20 protein-coding genes are annotated in these 22,371 nt (G+C 71.2%); 11 read left to right on the plus strand and 9 right to left on the minus strand.

Annotated elements, in window-relative coordinates; all coding sequences use genetic code 11:
• Window positions 1–469: 469 nt before the first annotated feature.
• The 5 genes from ACWD3E_RS05555 (at window position 470) to ACWD3E_RS05575 (ending at window position 5,359) form a co-directional block, all read left to right on the plus strand.
• A complete protein-coding gene (locus ACWD3E_RS05555; RefSeq protein WP_451386214.1) occupies window positions 470–1,573 on the plus strand; it encodes a TraR/DksA family transcriptional regulator in 1,104 nt (367 codons plus the stop codon).
• Window positions 1,574–1,640: 67 nt separating this feature from the next.
• A complete protein-coding gene (gene lspA / locus ACWD3E_RS05560; protein WP_451386215.1) occupies window positions 1,641–2,231 on the plus strand; it encodes a signal peptidase II in 591 nt (196 codons plus the stop codon).
• A gap of 84 nt (window positions 2,232–2,315) precedes the next feature.
• Window positions 2,316–3,260 (plus strand): RluA family pseudouridine synthase, encoded by a 945-nt coding sequence (locus tag ACWD3E_RS05565; RefSeq protein ID WP_451386216.1) that lies wholly within the window; start codon window positions 2,316–2,318, stop codon window positions 3,258–3,260.
• On the plus strand, window positions 3,257–3,724 hold the full coding sequence (locus ACWD3E_RS05570; protein WP_451386217.1) for a GNAT family N-acetyltransferase: 468 nt from the start codon (window positions 3,257–3,259) through the stop codon (window positions 3,722–3,724). Before ACWD3E_RS05565 ends, ACWD3E_RS05570 begins: the two co-directional genes overlap by 4 nt.
• A 48-nt stretch (window positions 3,725–3,772) precedes the next feature.
• Entirely contained in the window at window positions 3,773–5,359 is a 1,587-nt protein-coding gene (locus tag ACWD3E_RS05575) for a Na+/H+ antiporter (protein WP_451386218.1), read from the plus strand.
• Between the two features lie 34 nt (window positions 5,360–5,393).
• Here ACWD3E_RS05575 and ACWD3E_RS05580 read toward each other — a convergent pair whose 3' ends face one another.
• On the minus strand, window positions 5,394–6,440 hold the full coding sequence (locus ACWD3E_RS05580) for a mechanosensitive ion channel family protein (RefSeq protein ID WP_451386219.1): 1,047 nt from the start codon (window positions 6,438–6,440) through the stop codon (window positions 5,394–5,396).
• A 30-nt stretch (window positions 6,441–6,470) separates the two neighbouring features.
• On the opposite strand from ACWD3E_RS05580, the gene ACWD3E_RS05585 reads away from it, so the two are divergent.
• A complete protein-coding gene (locus tag ACWD3E_RS05585) occupies window positions 6,471–7,043 on the plus strand; it encodes a dienelactone hydrolase family protein (RefSeq protein WP_451386220.1) in 573 nt (190 codons plus the stop codon).
• A 23-nt stretch (window positions 7,044–7,066) separates the two neighbouring features.
• Here ACWD3E_RS05585 and ACWD3E_RS05590 read toward each other — a convergent pair whose 3' ends face one another.
• The 4 genes from ACWD3E_RS05590 to ACWD3E_RS05605 all read right to left on the minus strand — a co-directional run bounded on the left by ACWD3E_RS05590 (window position 7,067) and on the right by ACWD3E_RS05605 (window position 11,855).
• Window positions 7,067–8,737 carry an alkaline phosphatase D family protein gene (locus tag ACWD3E_RS05590; protein WP_451386221.1) on the minus strand — a complete coding sequence of 557 codons (1,671 nt, stop codon included), beginning with the start codon at window positions 8,735–8,737 and terminating at the stop codon, window positions 7,067–7,069.
• A gap of 105 nt (window positions 8,738–8,842) precedes the next feature.
• Complete coding sequence (locus ACWD3E_RS05595) at window positions 8,843–9,661, minus strand: thioredoxin domain-containing protein (RefSeq protein ID WP_451386222.1); 819 nt, start codon at window positions 9,659–9,661, stop codon at window positions 8,843–8,845.
• Between the two features lie 93 nt (window positions 9,662–9,754).
• A complete protein-coding gene (locus ACWD3E_RS05600; protein ID WP_451386223.1) occupies window positions 9,755–10,444 on the minus strand; it encodes a hypothetical protein in 690 nt (229 codons plus the stop codon).
• 85 nt (window positions 10,445–10,529) lie between these two features.
• Window positions 10,530–11,855: a DUF2252 domain-containing protein gene (locus ACWD3E_RS05605; RefSeq protein ID WP_451386224.1), complete on the minus strand. Its 1,326-nt coding sequence runs from the start codon at window positions 11,853–11,855 to the stop codon at window positions 10,530–10,532.
• 169 nt (window positions 11,856–12,024) lie between these two features.
• On the opposite strand from ACWD3E_RS05605, the gene dnaE reads away from it, so the two are divergent.
• A complete protein-coding gene (dnaE, locus tag ACWD3E_RS05610; RefSeq protein ID WP_451386225.1) occupies window positions 12,025–15,564 on the plus strand; it encodes a DNA polymerase III subunit alpha in 3,540 nt (1,179 codons plus the stop codon).
• Between the two features lie 73 nt (window positions 15,565–15,637).
• On the opposite strand, the gene ACWD3E_RS05615 is transcribed toward dnaE, so the two are convergent.
• Complete coding sequence (locus ACWD3E_RS05615; protein ID WP_451386226.1) at window positions 15,638–15,817, minus strand: hypothetical protein; 180 nt, start codon at window positions 15,815–15,817, stop codon at window positions 15,638–15,640.
• A 224-nt stretch (window positions 15,818–16,041) separates the two neighbouring features.
• Here ACWD3E_RS05615 and ACWD3E_RS05620 point away from each other — a divergent pair, with 224 nt between their 5' ends.
• The 4 genes from ACWD3E_RS05620 to ACWD3E_RS05635 all read left to right on the plus strand — a co-directional run bounded on the left by ACWD3E_RS05620 (window position 16,042) and on the right by ACWD3E_RS05635 (window position 19,943).
• Window positions 16,042–17,265, plus strand: a complete 1,224-nt coding sequence (locus ACWD3E_RS05620; protein ID WP_451386227.1) for an NYN domain-containing protein — start codon at window positions 16,042–16,044, stop codon at window positions 17,263–17,265.
• A gap of 84 nt (window positions 17,266–17,349) precedes the next feature.
• Window positions 17,350–18,363, plus strand: coding sequence for an ABC transporter ATP-binding protein (locus ACWD3E_RS05625; RefSeq protein WP_451386228.1), 1,014 nt, complete (start codon window positions 17,350–17,352; stop codon window positions 18,361–18,363).
• Window positions 18,364–18,463: 100 nt separating this feature from the next.
• Window positions 18,464–19,285: an ABC transporter permease gene (locus ACWD3E_RS05630; protein ID WP_451386229.1), complete on the plus strand. Its 822-nt coding sequence runs from the start codon at window positions 18,464–18,466 to the stop codon at window positions 19,283–19,285.
• A gap of 34 nt (window positions 19,286–19,319) precedes the next feature.
• Window positions 19,320–19,943 carry an AAA family ATPase gene (locus ACWD3E_RS05635; RefSeq protein WP_451386230.1) on the plus strand — a complete coding sequence of 208 codons (624 nt, stop codon included), beginning with the start codon at window positions 19,320–19,322 and terminating at the stop codon, window positions 19,941–19,943.
• A 68-nt stretch (window positions 19,944–20,011) separates the two neighbouring features.
• Here the strand turns inward: ACWD3E_RS05635 and ybaK are convergent, their stop codons facing one another.
• From ybaK to ACWD3E_RS05650, 3 genes are read right to left on the minus strand one after another with little or no spacing between them, the layout of a single operon-like run.
• A complete protein-coding gene (ybaK, locus tag ACWD3E_RS05640; RefSeq protein WP_451386231.1) occupies window positions 20,012–20,509 on the minus strand; it encodes a Cys-tRNA(Pro) deacylase in 498 nt (165 codons plus the stop codon).
• A gap of 22 nt (window positions 20,510–20,531) precedes the next feature.
• Window positions 20,532–21,272, minus strand: coding sequence for an LON peptidase substrate-binding domain-containing protein (locus tag ACWD3E_RS05645; protein WP_451386232.1), 741 nt, complete (start codon window positions 21,270–21,272; stop codon window positions 20,532–20,534).
• 11 nt (window positions 21,273–21,283) lie between these two features.
• Window positions 21,284–22,339 (minus strand): hypothetical protein, encoded by a 1,056-nt coding sequence (locus tag ACWD3E_RS05650; protein ID WP_451386233.1) that lies wholly within the window; start codon window positions 22,337–22,339, stop codon window positions 21,284–21,286.
• Window positions 22,340–22,371 lie beyond the last annotated feature (32 nt).

Below are 22,371 nucleotides of genomic sequence, written 5' to 3' on the forward strand. Positions count from 1 at the left end.
CCCCTCATTGGGGTCGCGAAACCGGTTCTACTCGCCCTGGCCTCGCGGCTGCGGCTTTCTTCCGGCGGCTCCGGGGTGATCTTCACGTCGCGCTCACCCCCGGGCTCACACCGTCCCCGGGTCGCTCTCGGCTGCGTACGCCGCTACTCGTCCCCATCCATGCTTTTCGCTGCGCCCAGTGTACGGCGCCGCGCGGACAGCAGCCGACCGCTTTTCGGTGGGCGGGGGCGGACCGTCGCAGAAGGGGCGGCATGACCCGGATGGCGAGGCGTGTCGGCGTGCGTGTCCGGGGAGGGCGGGGGCGGCGGATTACCCGCCGGGGAGCTGGGCACAACCGTTGCAGGCCGTCCGCGCGGGGGGTGCGGGCGGGCGAATCGGGCGGTGTGCCCCGTTGCCGCGGGACTCAAGTCGATTTATCGTCCCAGCACGATTCGCGAGCGAGATCACAATATGTGAAGGGGCCGCGGCCATGGTGGCGAAGAAGTCCGCCGAACAGCACTCGGCGACCGGCCGGACCAGGGGCGCGGCGGCCTCCGGAGGTACCGCTGCGGCCGGTGGCGGGGCCAAGGGGACGGCGGAGAGAGCAGGGGGGAAGAAGAGCACGCACGCGGCGTCGGCGGCGGCCCCGGCCAAGCCTGTGAAGACGGTGAAGGCCGCGAAGTCGGCTAAGCCGGCGGCCAAGGAGACCGCCGCCAAGCCTCCGGCGAAGAAGCCGGCCCCGAAGAAGGCCGCCGCCAAGAGCGCGGTCGCCAAGGAGGAGGCTGCTGGGGCGAAGGCCCCTGAGAGGGCGGCCGGCAGGACGAAGGCGGCTCCGAAGAAGGCCGCCGCCAAGGCCACGGCTGCCGAGAAGGCTGCCGTGAAGGCGGCCCTGAAGGAGGCTGCCCCGAAGAAGGCGACCAGGGAGAAGGCGACCACGGAGAAGGAAGCCGAGAAGGGAACCGCCGCCAAGAAGGCGGCTGCGAAGAAGCCGGCCGCCGAGAAGACGGCCGCCGAAAGGACTGCCTCCAAGAAGGGCGTCTCCACGGGGGCGGCTGAGCACAGCACGGCCAAGAAAGCGGGCGCGGCGCGGGCCGCGAAGCAGACGGGAGCCACGACAGTGGTTGCGAAGAAGACTCCTGGCACGGCCACGGCAGCGCAGAGCGGCGTCCCCAAGGCACGGGTCGGCGCCGTGGAGCCCGGCGAGCTGGCGGTGCGCCCGGGCGAGGACCCCTGGACCCCGGAAGAGGTCGAGGAGGCCCGTGCCGGGCTGCTCTCCGAGGAGGAGCGGCTGCGGAACGAGATCAGTTCCTCCGAGCAGTCCCTCGTCGGCCTGATGCGGGAGTCCGGCGACGGCGCCGGCGACGACCAGGCCGACACCGGCGCCAAGAACATCACGCGCGAGCACGAGCTGGCACTGGCTGCCAACGCGCGCGAGATGCTGACGCAGACCGAGCGCGCCCTGGAGCGGTTGGACGCCGGTACCTACGGCCTGTGCGAGAACTGCGGCAACCCCATCGGCAAGGCACGCATGCAGGCCTTCCCGCGGGCCACGCTGTGCGTGGAGTGCAAGCAGAAGCAGGAACGCCGCTCCTGAGCGTGGGGGGCTGCCGGGGCGTGCCGTAGTCTCGTCCACAGTCAGGCACCTAGGTTGAGGGACTCACGTGGCAGAGGCGGAGCGCATCATCGGTACGCCGGACACCCCGGACGGCAGCGACGAACCGACGGCGGCGGCCGGCGAGCGGACCCTGGAAGGGCAGCGGGCCGGGCGGGGCCGCCGGATCGCCGTGCTGTTCGCCGTGGCCGCGTTCGCGTACGTCCTCGACCTGGTCAGCAAGATGCTCGTGGTCGCGAAACTGGAGCGGCACGCGCCCATCAAGGTGCTCGGGGACTGGCTGGAACTGCATGCCATCCGCAACCCGGGTGCCGCTTTCGGCTTCGGCGCGGCCTTCACGATCATCTTCACCCTGATCGCGGCGGCCGTGATCGTGGTGATCATCCGCCTGGCCCGCAAGCTCTACAGCTTCCCCTGGGCGATCGCGCTGGGCCTGCTGCTCGGCGGCGCGCTCGGCAACCTCACCGACCGGATCTTCCGGGCTCCCGGCGTCTTCGAGGGCGAGGTCGTGGATTTCATCGCGCCGAAGGGGTTCGCCGTCTTCAACCTGGCCGACTCGGCGATCGTCTGCGGCGGCATCCTGATCGTGCTGCTGTCCTTCCGGGGCCTGGACCCGGACGGCACCGTCCACAAGGACTGAAACACGGTCCACGAGGACCGAGGCCCCGCGGGGTTTTCCACAGGCTCGGTCGGAGCCCACTCACCCGTCCGGCATACTCGACGGGTGAGCACGATTCCCGAGATCCGAACCCTGCCCGTGCCCGACGGCCTGGAGGGCGAGCGTGTGGACGCCGCCATCTCCCGCATGTTCGGCTTCTCCCGGACGAAGGCGGCGGAGCTGGCCGCCGCGGGCAAGGTCCAGGTCGACGGCGCCGTGGTCGGCAAGTCCGAGCGGGTGCGCGGCGGCGCCTGGCTCGAGGTCGAGATGCCGCAGGCGCCCGCCCCGGTGCAGGTCGTCGCCGAGCCCGTCGAGGGCATGGAGATCGTGCACGACGACGATGACGTGGTCGTGATCGTCAAGCCGGTCGGCGTGGCCGCCCACCCGAGCCCCGGCTGGACCGGCCCGACCGTGATCGGCGGTCTCGCCGCGGCCGGCTACCGGATCTCCACCTCCGGCGCCGCCGAGCGCCAGGGCATCGTGCACCGCCTGGACGTCGGTACGTCCGGCCTGATGGTCGTCGCCAAGTCCGAGTACGCGTACACGTCGCTCAAGCGCCAGTTCAAGGAGCGCACGGTCGACAAGCGCTACCACACGCTGGTCCAGGGCCACCCGGACCCGACGAGCGGCACCATCGACGCGCCCATCGGCCGCCACCCGAACCACGACTACAAGTGGGCGGTCACGGCCGACGGCAAGGCCTCCGTGACCCACTACGACCTCATCGAGGCCTTCCGTGCCGCCTCCCTGCTCGACGTGAAGCTGGAGACCGGCCGCACCCACCAGATCCGCGTCCACATGGCCGCCCACCGCCACCCCTGCGTCGGCGACCTGACCTACGGCGCCGACCCGACCCTCGCCAAGCGGCTGCGCCTGACCCGCCAGTGGCTGCACGCCGTACGCCTCGGCTTCGAGCACCCCGGGGACGGGCGCTGGGTGGAGTTCGAGTGCGACTACCCGGAGGACCTGCAGCACGCCCTCGACCAGGTCCGCGAGGAGACGTGGGCGTGAGCGCGCCCTACACCGTCCGGGTCGCCGAGGACCCCGCCGACCGCGAGGCCTGCTTCGGGGTCCGCAAGGACGTCTTCGTCGTGGAGCAGGGTGTCCCGGAGGACCTCGAGTACGACGCGTACGACGCCGTCGCCGTGCATGTCGTGGCCGTCCGTGAGGACGGCGTGCCGCTCGGCGCCGGGCGCCTGCTGTACGGGGAGGCGGCGGCCGGCAAGACCGGCGGGGACGCGTCGGTGGGCTCCCTGGGGCGGCTCGCCGTCACCCGCGCGGCGCGCGGGCTCGGGGTCGGCGTGGCCCTGGTGCGGGCCATCGAGGAGGCGGCACGCGCGCGTGGCCTCACGGCGGTGGACCTGCACGCGCAGACGCACGCCATGGGCTTCTACGAGCGCCTCGGCTACGAGGCGTACGGCCCGGAGTTCCCGGACGCCGGCATCCCGCACCGGGCGATGCGGCGCGCTCTGTAGCAGTCTTGAGGTCTGCCATGTGATCGTCGACCTCCCGGAGCGTTCACCGTGGACCAGCCGGCCCTGCTGTTCGTCCTGCTGCTCGGGGCCCTGGTGAGCGTTCCGGTGGGGGAATGGCTCGGGCTTCCGGCGCCGGTGCTGATGACCCTGTTCGGCGGGCTGCTCGCGGTGGCCGACTTCGTGCCGAACGTGCGCTTCCCGCCCGAGCTGATCCTGCCCGCACTGCTGCCGCCCCTGCTCTACGCGGCCGTACGGCGCACCTCCTGGCGGCAGTTCACGGCGAACAAACGCCCGATCTTCCTGCTGGCCGTCGCCCTGGTCTTCGTGACGACGGTGTGCGTGGCGTTCGTCGCCCACACGATCGTGCCGGGGCTGCCGATCGCCGCCGCCGTGGTGCTGGGCGCGCTGATCGCGCCGCCGGACCCGGTCGCCGCGACGGCGGTCGCCGGTCAGCTCGGGCTGCCGCGCCGGCTCGTGTCGATCCTGGAGGGCGAGGGCCTCTTCAACGACGTCACGGCCATCGTGCTCTACCACGTGGCGATCGCCGCCACCCTCAGCGGCACGTTCTCGGCCTGGCGGGCCGGGACCGACCTCGTGCTGTCGGCCGTGGTCGCGGTCGTCGTGGGGCTGGTGCTGGGCTGGGGCGCGAACCGGCTGATGGACCTGCTCGGCGACGCGACCCTGCAGATCGGCCTGACCCTGCTCGTGCCCTACGCCTCCTACGTGCTCGCGGAGGACCTGCACGGCTCCGGGGTGCTCGCCGTGCTCACCACGGCCCTCTTCCTCGCGGAGTACGCCACCGACGCCGACGACGTCATGACCCGGCTGGCCGGGCACACCTTCTGGGACATCGTCGACACCCTCGTCACCGGGGTCGCCTTCGGGCTGATCGGCCTGGAGCTGCACCACGCCATCCGCACGGCCGGCGGGCGGTGGGGCGAGCTGCTGGGCTGGTCGGCTGCGGTCGTGGGCGTGGTGGTCGTCGTACGGCTGCTGTGGCTGCTGCCGGCGTCCTGGCTGACCAAGCGGCTGCACGCCCTGCGGGACTACGACGAGGACATCCCGATGAGCCTCCGGGAGACCGTCGTGATGTGGTGGTCCGGGATGCGCGGGGTGGCGTCCGTGGCGCTGGCCCTCGCGATCCCGTTCAGGACCGACAACGGGTCCCCGTTTCCGCAGCGGGACGTCCTCGTCTTCATCGCCTTCGCGGTGATCACCGCGACGCTGGTGCTCCAGGGGCTCACACTGCCGTGGCTGGTGAAGTGGCTCGGGGTGCGGGCCGACACGGAGCGGGAGAAGGAGTTCGAGAAGGAGCTGGCGGTGCGGGCGGCGACGGCCGCGAAGCACAGGCTGCGGGAGATCGAGCAGGTCGAGGAGTTGCCGGAGGAGCTGTCCGAGCAGATGCTGCGGCGGGCCTTCGACATCGGGATCCGGATCAGCCCGGACCTGGGGGAGGAGGAGCGGCGGGAGGCCCATCGGCAGCGGGCGCGGCGGCTGAAGCGGATCCGGCGTATCGAGGGGGAGATGATGAGCGCGGCGCGGCACGAGGTGCTGGCGGCGCGGAGCGAACCGGGGGCCGACCCGGAGATCGTGGACCGGGTGCTCCGGCATCTGGACGTGCGCAGCCTGCGTTGAAGGGTGTTCTCCCACCCGCGCGGTCGTCTGGATCTCATGCGTGGCGCGGTGGCGGTATCGCCTCGCCCGTGATGACCTTGGGCAGGGCGTACGGGTGTTCCGCGCAGAGCCAGGTGATCATCTGTTCGCGGACCGCGACGCGGACCTTCCAGAGGTCGTCCGAGTCCTTGGCGGTGACCAGGGCCCGTATCTGGATGGTGTTGGGCGTGGAGTCGGTCACGGCGAGGCCGTAGTCGCGGCCGTCCCAGGCGGAGCACTCGCGCAGGATGTCCCGCAGCCGCTCGCGCATCGCCTCGACCGGTGCCGTGTGGTCGAGGTGCCAGTAGACGATGCCGGTCATCTGCGGGGTACCCCGTGACCAGTTCTCGAAGGGCTTCGAGGTGAAGTACGACACCGGCATGGTGATCCGGCGCTCGTCCCAGGTCCGCACCGTCAGAAAGGTCAGCGTGATCTCCTCGACCGTGCCCCATTCGCCGTCCACCACGACCGTGTCGCCGAGCCGCACCATGTCGCCGAAGGCGATCTGGAGCCCCGCGAACAGGTTGGCGAGGGTCGACTGGGCAGCGACACCGGCGACGATGCCGAGGATGCCGGCCGAGGCCAGCAGCGAGGCACCGGCCGCGCGCATCGCCGGGAACGTCAGCAGCATCGCGGCCACCGCCACCACGCCCACGACCGCCGACACCACGCGCATGATCAGCGACACCTGGGTGCGCACCCGGCGCACGCGGGCCGGATCGCGGTGGGCGCGGGCGTAACGGCTGTACGAGGTCTCGACGATCGCCGCGGCGATCCGGATCACCAGCCAGGCCGCCGCCCCGATCAGCACCAGGGTGAGCGTCCGGCCGACGCCCACGCGGTGCTCCTGGAGCAGCTTCGCCTGGTCGTAGGAGCCTCTGAGCAGGGCCGCGCAGAGCACCAGTTGGTAGGGGACGCGGGTACGGCGCAGCAGGCCCCACAGGGGCGTCTCGCTGTGGCGTGCGTCGGCCTTGCGCAGCAGCAGGTCCGTGGCCCAGCCGATGAGCACGGTCAGGACGACGGCCCCGCCGACCACGATCACGGGACGGAGTACGGTCTCCATGCCTGAGAAGGTAGCTGGCACCATGGCCTCATGAACATCATGCTCTTTCACTCCACCTACGGGCTCCGGCCGGCGGTGCGCGAGGCAGCGGACCGGCTGCGCGCGGCGGGCCACGAGGTGTGGACGCCCGACCTCTTCGACGGACACACGTTCGACACCGTTGAGAAGGGCATGGAGTTCAAGGAGCGGGTCGGCAAGGAAGAGCTGCTGAAGCGGGCCGTGCTGGCCGCCGCGCCCTACTCGGAGCGCGGGCTCGTGTACGCCGGCTTCTCGCTCGGTGCGTCCATCGCGCAGACCCTGGCCCTCGGCGACGAGAAGGCGCGCGGGCTGCTGCTCCTGCACGGCACGTCGGACCTCGCGCCGGGCGTGCACGTGGACGAGCTGCCGGTGCAGCTGCACGTGGCCGAGCCGGACCCGTTCGAGACGGACGACTGGCTGAACGCCTGGTACCTGCAGATGGGCAGGGCGGGCGCGGACGTGGAGGTGTTCCGGTACGCCGGGGCAGGCCACCTCTACACCGACCCCGAACTGCCGGACTACGACGCCGAGGCCGCCGAGGCCACCTGGCGGGTGGCGCTCGGCTTCCTCGAAACCCTCGGCTGACCGGCTCTGCGGGGTCGTACGGGTTACACGGGGTCGTACGTCCGCTCGACCTTCTGCGTGCCGCTGCGGGTGCGGTACGAACGGACCCAGGACGACGTCGCGTGGGGGTCCGTGCGGTCGGACAGGACGTAGTAGTCCATCTGCGCGCGGTCGGCGGTGATGTCCAGGACGCCGTAGCCGTGCCGGTCCGTGTCGACCCAGTGGACGTGCCAGTTGGCGGCCTTGATGACCGGCGAGGCGATCGCCGAGACCGTGCCCTCGGGGACCTTCACGATGTCGTCCAGGTTGTCCGAGGTCACCGAGGTCACCACGAACTCCGTGGCGGCCGAGGCCGACAGCGGGTACGTGCCCGCGTCCATCGGCACGTCGTTGGCCCACGCCATGTGGATGTCACCGGTCAGGAAGACGGTGTTGCCGATGGCGTTGGAGTGCAGGTGGTCCAGCAGCTCGCGGCGGTCGTCGGTGTAGCCGTCCCACTGGTCGGTGTTGGCGGCGATGCCCTCCTGCGGCAGCCCGAGCAGCTTGGCGAGCGGCTTGAAGAGGTCGGCGGAGAGGGACCCGAAGGAGAACGGCGAGATCATCACCGAGTTGCCGACCAGCCGCCACTTGGTGTCGGAGGCCTTCAGCCCGGCCTTCAGCCAGTCGAGCTGGGCGCGCCCGGTGATCGTACGGTTCGGGTCGTCCACCGAGCCGCTGGCCGTGGAGGCCTGCTGGGAGCGGAAGGAGCGCAGGTCCAGCAGGGACAGGTCGGCGAGCTTGCCGAAGCGCAGCCGCCGGTAGGTGGTGCCGGTGATCGCGGGGCGGACCGGCATCCACTCGAAGTAGGCCTGCTTGGCGGCGGCCTGACGGGACGTCCAGGTGCCCTCGGCGCCCTCGGTGTGGTTGACCGCGCCGCCGGACCAGGCGTTGTCGGCGAACTCGTGGTCGTCCCAGATCGCGATGACCGGCGCCTTCAGGTGCAGGGCCTGGAGGTCCGGGTCGGTCTTGTACTCCCCGTGCCGGGTGCGGTAGTCGGCGAGGGTGAGGATCTCGTGCGCGGGCTCGTGCGGGCGGACGACCGTGCCCCGGGCCGCGTACTCGCCGGACTTGTACTCGTAGATGTAGTCGCCGAGGTGCAGCCAGGCGTCCAGGTCGCTCCGGGCCGCGAGGTGGCGGTAGCTGGAGAAGTAGCCGGCCTCCCAGTTGGCGCAGGAGACCACGCCGAAGCGCAGGCCGGACACGGCCGCGTCCGCCGCCGGCGCGGTGCGGGTGCGCGCCACCGGGGAGTCGGTGCCGCCGGCCGAGAAGCGGAACCAGTAGTCGGTGGCCGGTTCCAGGCCGCGGATGTCGGCCTTGACGGTGTGGTCGGAGGCGGCGGTCGCGGTGGTGGAGCCCTTGGCGACGATGTTCGTCAGCGCCTTGTCCCTGGCGACGACCCAGCTCACCTCGGTGTCCGGGCCGAGCCCGGAGCCGGGTGTCGCCTCGGTGGCGGGGGTCACCCGGGTCCACAGCAGGATGCCGTCGGGCAGCGGGTCGCCGGAGGCGACGCCGTGCAGGAAGGCGGGGGCGTCCGTGGCGGCGCGCGCAGGGAAGGCGGCGGCGAGCGGGCCGGCCAGGACAGCGGTCGCCGCCGCGGCCTTGACGACCGTACGGCGGCGGGGAGAGAGGGACTTGGTGCCCTCGGAGGCCGAAAATGATCTGTATCGACTGGTCACGGCCGATCAGGTTACTGAGCAGTTTTACTGATTGGTATACACAGGAGCGGGCGAACTCCGAAAGTTCGCCCGCTCTTCATCCCGCGATCGGTTTCCGACGGGGCGTCAGCCCTTGAGCGCCGCGTCCACCAGACGGTCGAAGTCGGCCACCGTCAGGGGCGGGTGGTCCTGGCTGTCGGTGGTCAGCAGCTTGCCGTCCATGACGAAGCTCGGGGTGGCCGTGACGTTGTCCTTGTTGGTGTCGAACGTCTTCGTCATGGCCATCGCCCAGGCGTCGTAGGTGCCCTTCTTCACGGCGTTCTGGAATGCGGTGTTGTTCTTCAGTGCCGGGACGGTGTCCGCGACCTCGATGAGGTAGTCGTCGTTCTTGAACTTGTCGTCCGTCTCCACGGGGTGCCACTTCGCGGAGTACAGCGCGGACTTGTACTCCAGGAACGCCTCCGGGCTCACGTTCAGCGCGGCGCCCATGGCGCTCATCGCGTTCTTGGAGCCCTGGCCGTTGTCCTTGTCGTCGATGAACGTGCCGCCGATGTACTCGATCCTGAACTTGCCGTCGTCCAGGTCCTTCTTCACCGTCGAGCCGACCGTCTGCTCGAACGTGGCGCAGACCGGGCAGCGCGGGTCCTCGTAGACCTTCAGGGTCTTCTTGGCGGTGTCCTTGCCGAGGACGACGGTGGTGCCGTCGGTGCCCGTCGTGTGAGCGGGCGCGACGACCCTGGCGTCCTTGAGGCCCGCCCAGTAGCTGGGCTTGTTGGCCTGGACGACCGCGTAGCCGACGCCGCCGGCCGCGGCCAGCACGCCGACGACGGAGGCGGCCACGACGACCTGGCGCCGCACCTTGTCGCGCCTTGCCTGCCGCTCGCGCTCCTCGCGCAGCCGCTCCCGTGCCGCCGTCTTCGCCGCCTGGCTGTTCCGCTTGCTCATATGGGTGATCTCCATGTGGGACGCGCACACGTCGTACTCGGGATACGCGTGCGGGATACGTGTGGGGGACTGGTCGTGCTCAGCGGCCGTCGCTCAGACGAGAGCGAGGGCGGGCGAGCACGGCGGTCCACGCCGTCCCAGGGAGTGCACGAGGAGCCGGTCGCGGGCGACGGGCGGCCGGGGGGCCGGACGCGGCAGCCGGAGGACCGGAGAGAGCCGTACGGCGACGGCGGCCACGGCCAGCAGCAGCGGCCGGAAGGTGGTCGCGGCCACCGCGCGGAGCAGCTGGAGCACGGCCCGCTCGCCGCGGCGCAGCCAGGCGGCGGCCACCAGCCCCACGGCGATGTGCGCCGCGAGCAGCAGCCAGGCGACGGCCGGGCTCGCGTGCGCCAGCAGCACCTGCGCGCGCTCGGAGCCGCCGGTCACCTGGTACAGCGGGCTGCCCACGGGGCCGCCGCCGCACAGCACGTCGAGGCCGAACGCGTGCAGCGGGCCCGCTATGGGGCCGCCCGCGCGGCCGTAACAGGACTGCTGGCCGGTGGTGAACACCGTGTCCGCGGCCAGTTCCAGCGGGATCAGCAGGGCCGCGATCCGGCCGAAGCCGCGCTCGCGGCCCGCCAGCGCGTACGCCGTGGCGAACACCCCGGCGGCGACGGCGGCCACCGTCGCCGCCGGCAGCGGGGCCCGGGACAGCAGCACGTGCGACGCGGTGCTGAGTGTCACGACGAAAGCCGTGAACAGCGCCGCGCGCACGGCTCTGAGGTGGGTCCCGGAGATGTCCATAGCGAGACAAGAGTCTGTCACGCAGGCAGGTAAGGGACCCTTAAAGAGTGCCTGTGAGTCCGCGGGACCACGGCCCCGGAAGGGCCTACAGCCCCGGGATCCGGCCGTTGCGGAACAGGTCGACGAAGATCTGGTGGTCGGCACGCGCGCGTGCGCCGTAGCTGTGCGCGAAGTCCACCAGGAGGGGCGCGAAGCCCTCCTCGTCGGCCGCGAGCGCCGCGTCGATGGCCCGCTCGGTGGAGAACGGCACCAGCGACTCGCCGGAGGTGTCGTCCGCCGCCGCGTGCATGGTGGCGGTGGCCCGGCCCAGGTCGGCGACGACGGCCGCGATCTCCTCCGGGTCGTCGATGTCGCCCCAGTCCAGGTCGACGGCGTACGGCGAGACCTCCGCGACCAGCTGGCCGGTGCCGTCCAGCTCGGTCCAGCCCAGCCACGGGTCGGCGTGCGCCTGGAGGGCGCGCTGCGAGATCACCGTGCGGTGGCCCTCGTGCCGGAAGTACTCCGCGATCGCCGGGTCCGTGATGTGCCGGGAGACGGCCGGGGTCTGGGCCTGCTTCATGTAGATCACGACGTCGTTCTCCAGGGCGTCGCTGTGGCCCTCCAGGAGGATGTTGTACGACGGCAGGCCCGCCGAGCCGATGCCGATGCCCCGGCGGCCCACGACGTCCTTCACGCGGTAGGAGTCCGGGCGGGCCAGGGAGGAGTCCGGCAGCGTCTCCAGGTAGCCGTCGAAGGCGGCCAGGACCTTGTACCGGGTGGCCGCGTCCAGCTCGATGGAGCCGCCGTCCGGCGCGAAGCGGCGCTCGAAGTCGCGGATCTCGGTCATCGAGTCGAGCAGTTCGAAGCGGGTCAGCGAACGGGCGGCGCGCAGGGCGCCCAGCAGCGGCCCCTCGGCGGTGTCCAGGGTGAACGGCGGCACCTCGTCGCGCTTGGCGCCCGTGGCCAGGGCGTGGATGCGCTCGCGGTAGGCCGCGGCGTAGACGGTCACCAGCTCGGTGATCTGCTCGTCGCTGAGCGCCTTCGCGTAGCCGATGAGCGCGATGGAGGCCGAGAACCGCTTGACGTCCCAGGTGAAGGGGCCGATGTAGGCCTCGTCGAAGTCGTTGACGTTGAAGACCAGGCGGCCGTTGGAGTCCATGTACGTGCCGAAGTTCTCCGCGTGCAGGTCGCCGTGGATCCACACGCGCGAGGTGCGGTCGTCCAGGAAGGGACCACCGCGCTTCTCGGCGTCGAGGTCGTGGTAGAAGAGGCTCGCCGTGCCCCGGTAGAACGCGAAGGCCGAGGCCGCCATCTTCCGGAACTTCACGCGGAACGCGGCCGGATCGGCGGCCAGGAGCCGGCCGAAGGCGGTGTCGAAGACGGCGAGGATCTCCTTGCCGCGCTGCTCGTCGCTGAGCTGGGATACCGACATCGCGGGGTGCCTCCTGGTGCAAGACGTGAACGACAGCGTTTCTGCCGTCTCCAACGCACGAAGGTACGTGCGAGTGCCCCGCGAGTGTCAGTGCCGGGGCATAGACTTCGACGCTGTCCCCCAAACTGTCCGCAGCCCGTCGCCCAGTGTTTCCAGTGGAGGCCATACCGTGTCAAAGCCGCCGTTCACGCACCTGCACGTTCACACCCAGTACTCGCTGCTGGACGGTGCCGCGCGGCTCAAGGACATGTTCAACGCCTGCAATGAGATGGGCATGACGCACATCGCCATGTCCGACCACGGCAACCTCCATGGCGCGTACGACTTCTTCCACACCGCGCAGAAGGCCGGAATCACCCCGATCATCGGGATCGAGGCGTATGTCGCCCCCGAGTCCCGGCGCAACAAGCGCAAGATCCAGTGGGGCCAGCCGCACCAGAAGCGCGACGACGTCTCCGGCTCCGGCGGTTACACCCACAAGACGATGTGGGCCGTGAACAAGACCGGCCTGCACAACATCTTCCGGCTCTCCTCGGACGCGTACGCCGAGGGCTGGCTGCAGAAGTGGCCCCGGATGGACAAGGAGACGATCTCCCAGTGGTCCGAGGGGATCGTCGCCTCCACCGGCTGCCCCTCGGGCGAGGTCCAGACTCGGCTGCGCCTCGGCCACTTCGACGAGGCCCTGAAGGCCGCCGCCGACTACCAGGACATCTTCGGCAAGGACCGGTACTTCCTGGAGCTGATGGACCACGGCATCGAGATCGAGCGCCGGGTCCGTGACGGCCTGCTGGAGATCGGCAAGAAGCTCGGCATCCCCCCGCTGGTCACCAACGACTCGCACTACACGTACGCGCACGAGGCGGGCGCCCACGACGCGCTGCTGTGCATCCAGACCGGCAAGAACCTCTCCGACCCGGACCGCTTCAAGTTCGACGGCACCGGCTACTACCTGAAGTCCACGGACGAGATGTACGCCATCGACTCCTCGGACGCCTGGCAGGAGGGCTGCGCCAACACGCTCCTCGTCGCCGAGATGGTGGACACCACCGGCATGTTCGAGAAGCGCGACCTCATGCCCAAGTTCGACATCCCCGAGGGCTACACAGAGGTCACCTGGTTCAAGGAGGAGGTCCGCCGCGGCATGGAGCGCCGCTTCCCCGGCGGCATCCCCGAGGACCGCCAGAAGCAGGCCGAGTACGAGATGGACGTCATCATCTCGATGGGCTTCCCCGGCTACTTCCTCGTGGTCGCCGACTTCATCATGTGGGCCAAGAACAACGGCATCGCGGTCGGCCCCGGCCGAGGCTCCGCGGCCGGCTCGATCGTCGCCTACGCCATGGGCATCACCGACCTGGACCCGATCCCGCACGGCCTGATCTTCGAGCGGTTCCTCAACCCCGAGCGCATCTCGATGCCCGATGTCGACATCGACTTCGACGAGCGCCGGCGCGTCGAGGTGATCCGGTACGTGACGGAGAAGTACGGCGCCGACAAGGTCGCCATGATCGGCACCTACGGCACCATCAAGGCCAAGAACGCGATCAAGGACTCCGCGCGCGTGCTGGGCTACCCGTACGCGATGGGCGACCGCATCACCAAGGCCATGCCCGCCGACGTCCTCGGCAAGGGCATCCCGCTCTCCGGCATCACCGACCCGCAGCACCCGCGCTACAGCGAGGCCGGCGAGGTCCGCGGGATGTACGAGAACGAGCCGGACGTGAAGAAGGTCATCGACACCGCGCGCGGTGTGGAGGGCCTGGTCCGGCAGATGGGTGTGCACGCCGCCGGCGTGATCATGTCCAGCGAGACCATCACCGAGCACGTCCCCGTGTGGGTCAGGCACACCGACGGCGTGACCATCACCCAGTGGGACTACCCGAGCTGTGAGTCGCTCGGCCTGCTGAAGATGGACTTCCTGGGCCTGCGCAACCTCACGATCATGGACGACGCCGTCAAGATGGTGAAGGCCAACAAGGGGATCGACATCGACCTCCTGGGCCTCCCGCTCGACGACCCCACGACCTTCGAGCTGCTCCAGCGCGGCGACACCCTCGGCGTCTTCCAGTTCGACGGCGGACCCATGCGCTCGCTGCTGCGCCTGATGAAGCCGGACAACTTCGAAGACATCTCCGCCGTGTCGGCCCTGTACCGCCCGGGCCCGATGGGCATGAACTCCCACACGAACTACGCGCTGCGCAAGAACAAGCAGCAGGAGATCACGCCGATCCACAAGGAGCTGGAGGAGCCCCTCAGGGAGGTCCTGGACGTCACCTACGGCCTGATCGTCTACCAGGAGCAGGTGCAGAAGGCCGCGCAGATCATCGCGGGCTACTCGCTCGGCGAGGCCGACATCCTCCGCCGCGTGATGGGCAAGAAGAAGCCCGACGAGCTGGCCAAGAACTTCACGATCTTCCAAGCCGGCGCCCAGAAGAACGGCTACAGCGACGAGGCCATCCAGGCCCTGTGGGACGTGCTGGTCCCCTTCGCCGGCTACGCCTTCAACAAGGCCCACTCGGCCGCGTACGGCCTGGTGTCGTACTGGACCGCGTACCTCAAGGCGAACCACCCCGCCGAGTACATGGCCGCCCTGCTGACCTCCGTCAAGGACGACAAGGACAAGTCGGCGGTCTACCTCAACGAGTGCCGCCGCATGGGCATCAGGGTGCTCCCGCCGAACGTCAACGAGTCCGAGGCGAACTTCGCCGCCCAGGGCGACGACGTGATCCTCTTCGGCCTCTCCGCCGTCCGCAACGTCGGCACCAACGTCGTCGAGTCGATCATCAAGTGCCGCAAGGCCAAGGGGAAGTACGCCTCCTTCCCCGACTACCTCGACAAGGTCGAGGCGGTGGTCTGCAACAAGCGCACCACGGAATCGCTGATCAAGGCCGGTGCCTTCGACACCATGGGGCACACCCGCAAGGGGCTCATGGCGCAGTACGAGCCGATGATCGACAACGTGGTCGCGGTCAAGCGCAAGGAGGCCGAGGGCCAGTTCGACCTCTTCGGCGGCATGGGCGAGGAGACCAGCAGCGAGCCCGGCTTCGGACTCGACGTGCAGTTCACCGACGACGAGTGGGACAAGACCTACCTGCTCGCCCAGGAGCGGGAGATGCTCGGTCTGTACGTCTCCGACCACCCGCTCTTCGGTCTGGAGCACGTGCTGTCCGACAAGGCCGACGCGGGCATCGCCCAGCTCACCGGAGGTGAGCACGCGGACGGCGCGGTCGTCACCATCGGCGGCATCATCTCCGGCCTGCAGCGCAAGATGACCAAGCAGGGCAACGCCTGGGCGATCGCCACCGTGGAGGACCTCGCGGGCTCCATCGAGTGCATGTTCTTCCCGGCGACCTACCAGCTGATCTCGACCCAACTGGTCGAGGACGCCGTGGTGTTCGTCAAGGGCCGCCTCGACAAGCGCGAGGACGTGCCGCGGCTCGTCGCCATGGAGCTGATGGTCCCGGACCTGTCCAACGCGGGCACCAACGCGCCGGTGATCCTCACCATCCCGGCCGTCAAGGTCACCCCGCCGATGGTCAGCCGCCTCGGCGAGATCCTCAGCCACCACAAGGGCGACAGCGAGGTCCGCATCAAGCTCCAGGGCCCGCGCAAGACCACCGTGCTACGCCTCGACCGGCACCGGGTCAAGCCCGACCCGGCCCTGTTCGGCGACCTGAAGGTGCTGCTCGGCCCGTCCTGCCTGGCGGGCTGAGCCGGGACCACGTCAGATGGGGCGCACCCGCAGCGGGTGCGCCCCATCTGTGTGCCTGGGCTTCAACTGCCCTTTAGTTGTGGCCGAAGCGCTTCTGCTGCTTACGAGCAACATCCGCGGGGCTGCCCTGGATGTGCGACACAGGCGAGTCGTGCGCCTCCGCCGACGAACGCTGCGCGTGCTCCTGGGCCTGCTCGGCCTGCGAAGCGCGCTGCTGCTGGCTGCCCTGCTTGCGGTTCTTGTTCTTGGCCATGGTGATCTGCCTCCTGTGGGGGATCTAGGGGCCAGGGCCACGACCAGATTCACATACGCTGATATCAACCGCATGTCGGATAATTACCGTACGTGACAAGGTGCGTGGCGGCGAAAACCCGCAAACGCCACGCCGAAGATCGAGTTCGGGCCGTTAACCCCCGCGTGGTCGGGCAGACTCGAAGGAAGTCCGAAGCAAAGCCTCCCGGGAAGAGGGTGAGTCGCGTGGACCGCTGCATCGTCCTGGTGGACGCCGGATATCTGCTCGGCGCAGCCGCCAGCCTCCTCGCCGGTGAGCCCTCGAGGTCCCGCATCACCGTCGACCACTCCGCGCTCATCCAGGCGCTGCGCGTCCGCGCCGAGTCGGACACCGAGCGCCCCCTGCTGCGCATCTACTGGTTCGACGGCGCCCCCGACCGCGTCCCCCAGCCGGAGCACCGGCGGCTGCGCGTGATGCCCCGGGTCACCGTCCGGCTCGGCGCCCTGACCCGCAGCGACGGACGCTGGGCGCAGAAGGGCGTGGACGCGGCCATGCACGCCGAGCTGACCGAGCTGGCCCGCAACCGCGCCTGCTCCGACGTCGTCCTCGTCACCGGCGACGGTGACCTGCTGCCCGGCATGATGGCCGCCAAGGAGCACGGCGTCGCCGTCCACCTGTGGGCCGTACAGGCCGCCGACGGCGACTACAACCAGTCCGAGGACCTGGTCGCCGAGGCGGACGAGCGGCGGGTGCTGGACCGGGCCTGGATCACCCAGGCCGTCCGCGCCAAGGAGCTGACAGGGGTCTGCGCACCACCTCCCGCGCCCCGCCCCGAGATCGCCGCGATCCTCTCCGCGCCGCTGCCCGAGTCCTCGCTCGCGACGGCCGAGCGGCCCGCCGAGGACACCGCCCACCACCACCCGTCGGCGGCCCCCGCGGCGCAGAACGGCGCGCAGGAGCGGGTGCCGAGCGTCAAGGGCGTCCCCACCCCCAAGGACCTCGCCGCGCTGCGCGCGCCCGGCGCGCAGGCCGTGCAGCACCCGGCCTCCGCGACCCTGCGCTGGTCCTCCGACAAGGGCTGGGTGGACCGGCCGGGCGTGGCCGCCGAACCGCCCGAGGTCGCGGGCATGCCGACGCTGGCCCAGCTGACCACCGCCGAGCAGCGCTGGGCCGACCGGGAGGAGGACATCACCACGGTCGGCGGCGACCCGTACGAGGTGGGGCAGGTCTTCGCCCGCCGGTGGATGTCCCGGCTCGGCGACCAGAGCCATCTCCAGCGGCTGTCCACGCTCTACCCGCGCATCCCGCACCGCATCGACGGCGAGCTGCTGCGCTACGCCGCCCGCTTCGGGCTGCTCGCCCACAAGGACGACCAGATCGACGAGCACGACCGCTACGCCATCCGGGCGGGCTTCTGGCGGGAGATCGACGTACCGGCGGCAGCGGAGCACGCGCCCGCCGGGGAGTGAGCCCGGTCCGCGGTGCGCCGGGACGCCCGTGAGAAGCGGCCCCAAAAGCGAGTGAAGGGGGGCGACCCCGTAGTCTCGTGCCTTGTGAGTACGCGCGCGGGACAGGCATTTCGGCAGGACGAGGTCGTCCGTGTGCGCGGGCTCAGGAAGACCTACCCGGCCGTGAAGGGGCGGCGCGGGGCGCCGGGCACGCCCGAGGTGCGGGCCACCGACGGCGTGGAGCTGGACGTCCGGCGCGGGGAGATCTTCGGACTCCTCGGGCCCAACGGCGCCGGCAAGTCCACCCTCGTACGGCAGCTCACCGGGCTGCTCAGGCCGGACGCCGGAAGCGTCGAGATCCTCGGGCACGACATCGTCCGGCACCCGGAGCGGGCCGCGCGGATCCTCGCCTACCTCGGACAGGAGTCCTCCGCGCTGGACGAGCTGACCGTCGCGCTCGCCGTCGAGACCACCGGCCGCCTGCGCGGGCTGGACGTACGACAGGCGCGCGCCGAGCGGGACGCCGTACTGGACGAACTCGGGCTCACCCCCATCGCCGGGCGGGCGCTGAAGAAGCTCTCCGGGGGACAGCGGCGGCTCGCCTGCTTCGCCACGGCCCTCGTCGGGGAGCGGCCCCTGCTCGTACTGGACGAGCCGACCACCGGCATGGACCCGGTGGCCCGGCGCGCGGTCTGGGCGGCCGTGGACCGGCGCCGGGCCGAGCGCGGTACGACCGTGCTGCTCGTCACCCACAACGTCATCGAGGCCGAGACGGTCCTGGACCGGGTCGCCGTGATCGACGAGGGCAGGGTCATCGCCTGCGACACCCCGTCCGGGCTGAAGGAACAGGTCTCCGGCGAGGTACGGGTCGAGCTGGTGTGGCGGGAGCGGGCGCCGCTGGAGGTGCCCGAGGTCGCCGTGCTGCGCGAGCGTGCGGTGGAGTCCGGCCGGCGCTGGACCCTGCGGCTCGCGCCCGAGGAGGCCCGCGCCGCCGTCGCCACGGTGACCGGCGGTGCCGCCTTCGCCGCCCTGGACGACTTCACGCTCGCCACGCCCAGCCTGGAGGACGTCTACCTGGCGCTCGGCGGCGCGGCCCGGCAGGGGCTGGTGAAGGCATGAGCGCCGGACGCGCCGGACGCGTATGGTCCCAGAGGGGGTTCCTGTGGGGGGCCTCGGAAAACGGCGGGTGGGCCGCCGTCGGGAAGAGGAGCAGCTCGTCGTGAGTGTCGTACCCGCGGAGGTTCTGCCGGGGGGTTCCCGGACCGTGCCGAAGCAGGCACCTGGCGCGGCCGAACTCGGGCCGCCCGCGCGGCTGTGGCCGTCACTGGCGGCCGTCTACCGCGCACAGCTCTCCCGTGCCCGGGTGGCGCGGATCCCGCTGCTGTTCGTGGCGACCTTCCAGTCCATCGGCATCACCGTGATGATGCGCGGCGTCGTCGACACCGGCAGCGAGGCCCAGTCCGTGGTGGCGGGCTCGTCCGTGCTGGTCGTGGCCTACGTCGCGCTGAACCTGCTCGCCCAGTACTTCGGGCAGCTGCGGGCCAGCGGCGGACTCGACCACTACGCCACGCTGCCGGTGCCGCCCGCCGCGGTGGTGCTGGGAGCCGCGGCCGCGTACGCCTCCTTCACGGTCCCAGGGACCCTGGTGACGGCCGTCTTCGGGTGCCTGCTGTTCGGGCTGCCGCTGACCAACCTGTGGATCCTGCTGGCGGTGATCCCGCTCGCCGGAGCCGCGCTCTCCGGGCTCGGCGCGGCCTGCGGGCTGCTCGCGCCCCGGGCGGAGCTGGCCACGCTGCTCGGGCAGCTCGGCATGTCCGCCGCGCTGCTGCTCGGCGTGCTGCCCTCCGACCGGATGCCGGAGCTCGTGCGGCTGGCGCGGGATCTGCTGCCGTCCACCTACGGCGTGGAGGCCTACGCCCGTACGTTCGGCGCCCACCCCGACTGGGCCGTCGTCCTCGTTGACCTGGGAGTGTGCGCGGGTGTCGGGGTGGTCTCGCTGGCCGTGGCGGCGTGGGCGTACCGCAGGGCAGCCGTCCGGTGACGCGGCCCACAGCGCGACCTGGCACGATGTCAGGGTGACCGCACCGCTGACTCCGCCACCGCCGCCGCATGACCACTCCCCGCACCAGCTCTGGCAGGCGCCGCCGCCCGCCGGGCCGGGCGTGGGCCTGTACGGACAGGACGGCCCCGGGATGAAGACAGAAGTGCGTGAGGCCGCCGTGATCACGATCGCGGTGGCGCTGGGCGGGGTGCTGCTCGGACTGCTGTGGTGGTGGCTCGCGCCGCACATACCGCTGGTCGGGGACGAGGTCGACAAGAGCTGGGTCGTCTACCTCAAGGACACCGAGGGGGAACAGGCCATCGGCGTCGACGGCACGTTCACGCTGCTCGGGCTGGCCTTCGGTGTGGTCAGCGCGGTCGTCGTGTTCCTGCTGCGGCGGCGCGGGGGTGTGCCTCTGACCGTGGCGCTGGGCGTGGGCGGGCTGCTCGCGTCGGTGCTGGCCTGGCGGCTGGGAGTGTGGCTCGGGCCCGAGTCCGACGTGCTCGCGCATGCGAAGGCTGTGGGCAAGGGGGTTACGTTCTCGGCGCCGCTGAAGCTGAACGCGAAGGGCGCGCTGCTGGCCTGGCCGTTTGCCGCACTGCTGGTGCACCTGGGGCTGACCGCGTTGTTCGGGCCTCGGGATCCTGAAGTGCAGTAACCGCCGGCTCCTGAAGTGCAGTAACCGCCGGCCGGGTGGGCTTGCTCGCGGCTGAGAGGCGCCTTCTCTCAGCCGCGGCCGATCGGGGCCAGTACCGCCTCCGTCAGCTTCGCCAGGTCGGTCGGGGCCAGTTCGACCTCCAGCCCCCTGCGCCCCGCCGACACGCAGATCGTCGCGTGCGTCTCCGCCGAGTCGTCCAGCACCGTGCGGAGCTTCTTGCGCTGGCCCAGAGGGGAGATGCCGCCCCGGACGTAGCCGGTCGTCCGTTCCGCGAGGGTCGGGTCGGCCATGGTGGCGCGCTTGCCGCCCACGGCTGCCGCGAGGGCCTTCAGGTCCAGAGTGCCGGCGACCGGGACCACGCCGACCACCAGGGCGCCGTCCACATCGGCCACCAGGGTCTTGAAGACGCGGTCGGGGGAGACGCCCATCGCCTCGGCTGCCTCGTCGCCGTAGGAGGGGTGGGCGGGATCGTGGTCGTAGGCATGAACCGTGAAGTCCACCCCCGCCGTCGTCAGGGCCATAGTGGCCGGCGTGCTGCCGGACTGCTTCTTCGACTTCTTCGCCATGGCGGTGCGGGCCTCGGTTCCCTCAGTTCAGACTCGTCGGCGTGCGCGTCAGCTCGAACGCGGGCAGCGACGGCAGGTTGCGGATGATGGCCGTCTCGGCGCGCAGGAGCTCCAGCTCGTCCCGGAGGCGGGACGAGGTGTCCGGCGCCTGGAGAAGGCGTTGCTTGGTCGGGGTGTCGTGCACCATCGCCGCGGCCACCAGGTACGACACCACGCTAGGCTCGTCCGGCAGCTCCGCACCCGACGACAGCGACCGCTCCCGGGCGCCTGCCAGGCGCTTCTGGTACTGGCGGAAGGAGCGCAGCACCCCCTCGGCCAGCGCGCCCGCCTCGTCGCCGGGCTCCTCCGCAAGCTCCTCCAGCTCGGCGGTGAGGTAGGGGCCCGACGTGTCCACGGACAGCAGGCGGACGCGGGTCGTGCCCGTCGCCAGCACCTCGAAGGTGCCGCTTTCCTGCTCCCGGATCGTCGCCGCGTCCGCCACGCAGCCCACCGCGTGGAAGGACCTGTGCGGATCGGGGCCGAAGCCCGCGGCCGGGCCCCGCTCAAGCTGTGCGGTCGGGTCGGGCATGCCGGGGGCGCTCGGTGCCACTTCGTGGCCGTCGCGGATCGCCACGACGGCGAACCGGCGCGGCTCGTCCTCGGGCGTCTTGAGCAGGTCGCGCATCATGGCGCGATATCGCTCCTCGAACACGTTCAGCGGCAGCACGAGCCCCGGGAACAGCACCGAGTTCAGCGGGAAGAGGGGGAGACGGACGGTGGTCACGGCGCCCCAGCCTAATGGTCACCGGCACGCGCGCGGTCGCCGCGCTCGATCCCCGGCCGGATCCCGGGCCACGGGGACGCCGGAAGCAGCCCTGCCGGGGCGGTGAGCGCAGCCGTCGTCAGCAGGTTCTCGCGCAGCCGCAGGAAGAGGCCGAGCGGGTCGTCGCAGACCCGGTCCCAGGGGAAGGAGGTCGCGTACGGGCCGATCAGGCGCAGCTGGGCGCGGGCCTCCGCCCAGCGCTCCAGCCGGACGAGGACGTACAGCAGCTTGTTGCGGACCTCGGCGGGCCAGGGGTCGCCCGCCGGGAGCCGGGCGGACAGCGCTATCCCCCGGTCGGCCGCCGCGTCCAGCCGGGCGCGGGGCACCTTGGGACCGCAGTCGTCCGTCAGATAGCCGAAGGCCGCACGCGCGGGCAGCGCCTGTACGAGCGAGTCGGCCGGGGCGTCCTGCGCGGCCCGGTCGGCGAAGTCGAAGCACTCGCGGTGCGAGCCGTGCCAGGAGGCGGCCAGGTAGCGCAGGGCGGCCACATGGCAGCCGTAGTGGTGCGGGGCGCGCCGGACCGCCGCCTCCCACAGCTCCTCGAAGTACCGGTGCCCGGCCCGGGAGCCGCGCGCGTGGTCCAGGGCGATCCGCCAGGGCACCGGGTCGCGGTCGAGGGCGCGGGCGGCGGCCGTGATGAGCGGGCTCACCTCGCGCAGCAGTTCGGCCCGGGCGGGCGAGGGCCAGGCGCGTTCCACCGCCAGCTGGGCCGCGACCAGCAGGGCGTCGGGGTCGTCCGGCTCGGCCGCCGCTCGCCACTCCTCGTACCACTCGGGGCGGGAGCGGGCGAAGGCGGCGAGGCGCCGGGTGTACCGGTCGCGGTGCTCCCACTCGGCCGCCGTGCGCGTGGCGGCCAGCAGCGCGGCGGCGGTGCCGTACTCGCGCCGGCCGGCCGCCACCAGCGCGGGCGAGAGCCGGTCGTCGGGCGCGTCGAGCACCACCTCGTCCTCGGCCGGTGGTCGGGCGGCGAGAGGAGAGGAGCGTTTTGCCATCCACGCGGAGCGGATGAACGAGGGCAGCGAAGCCATGGTGCACACCATTGAAAGACCGCAGGTCCGGG

It is taken from the genome of Streptomyces sp. NPDC002676 (assembly GCF_053592455.1).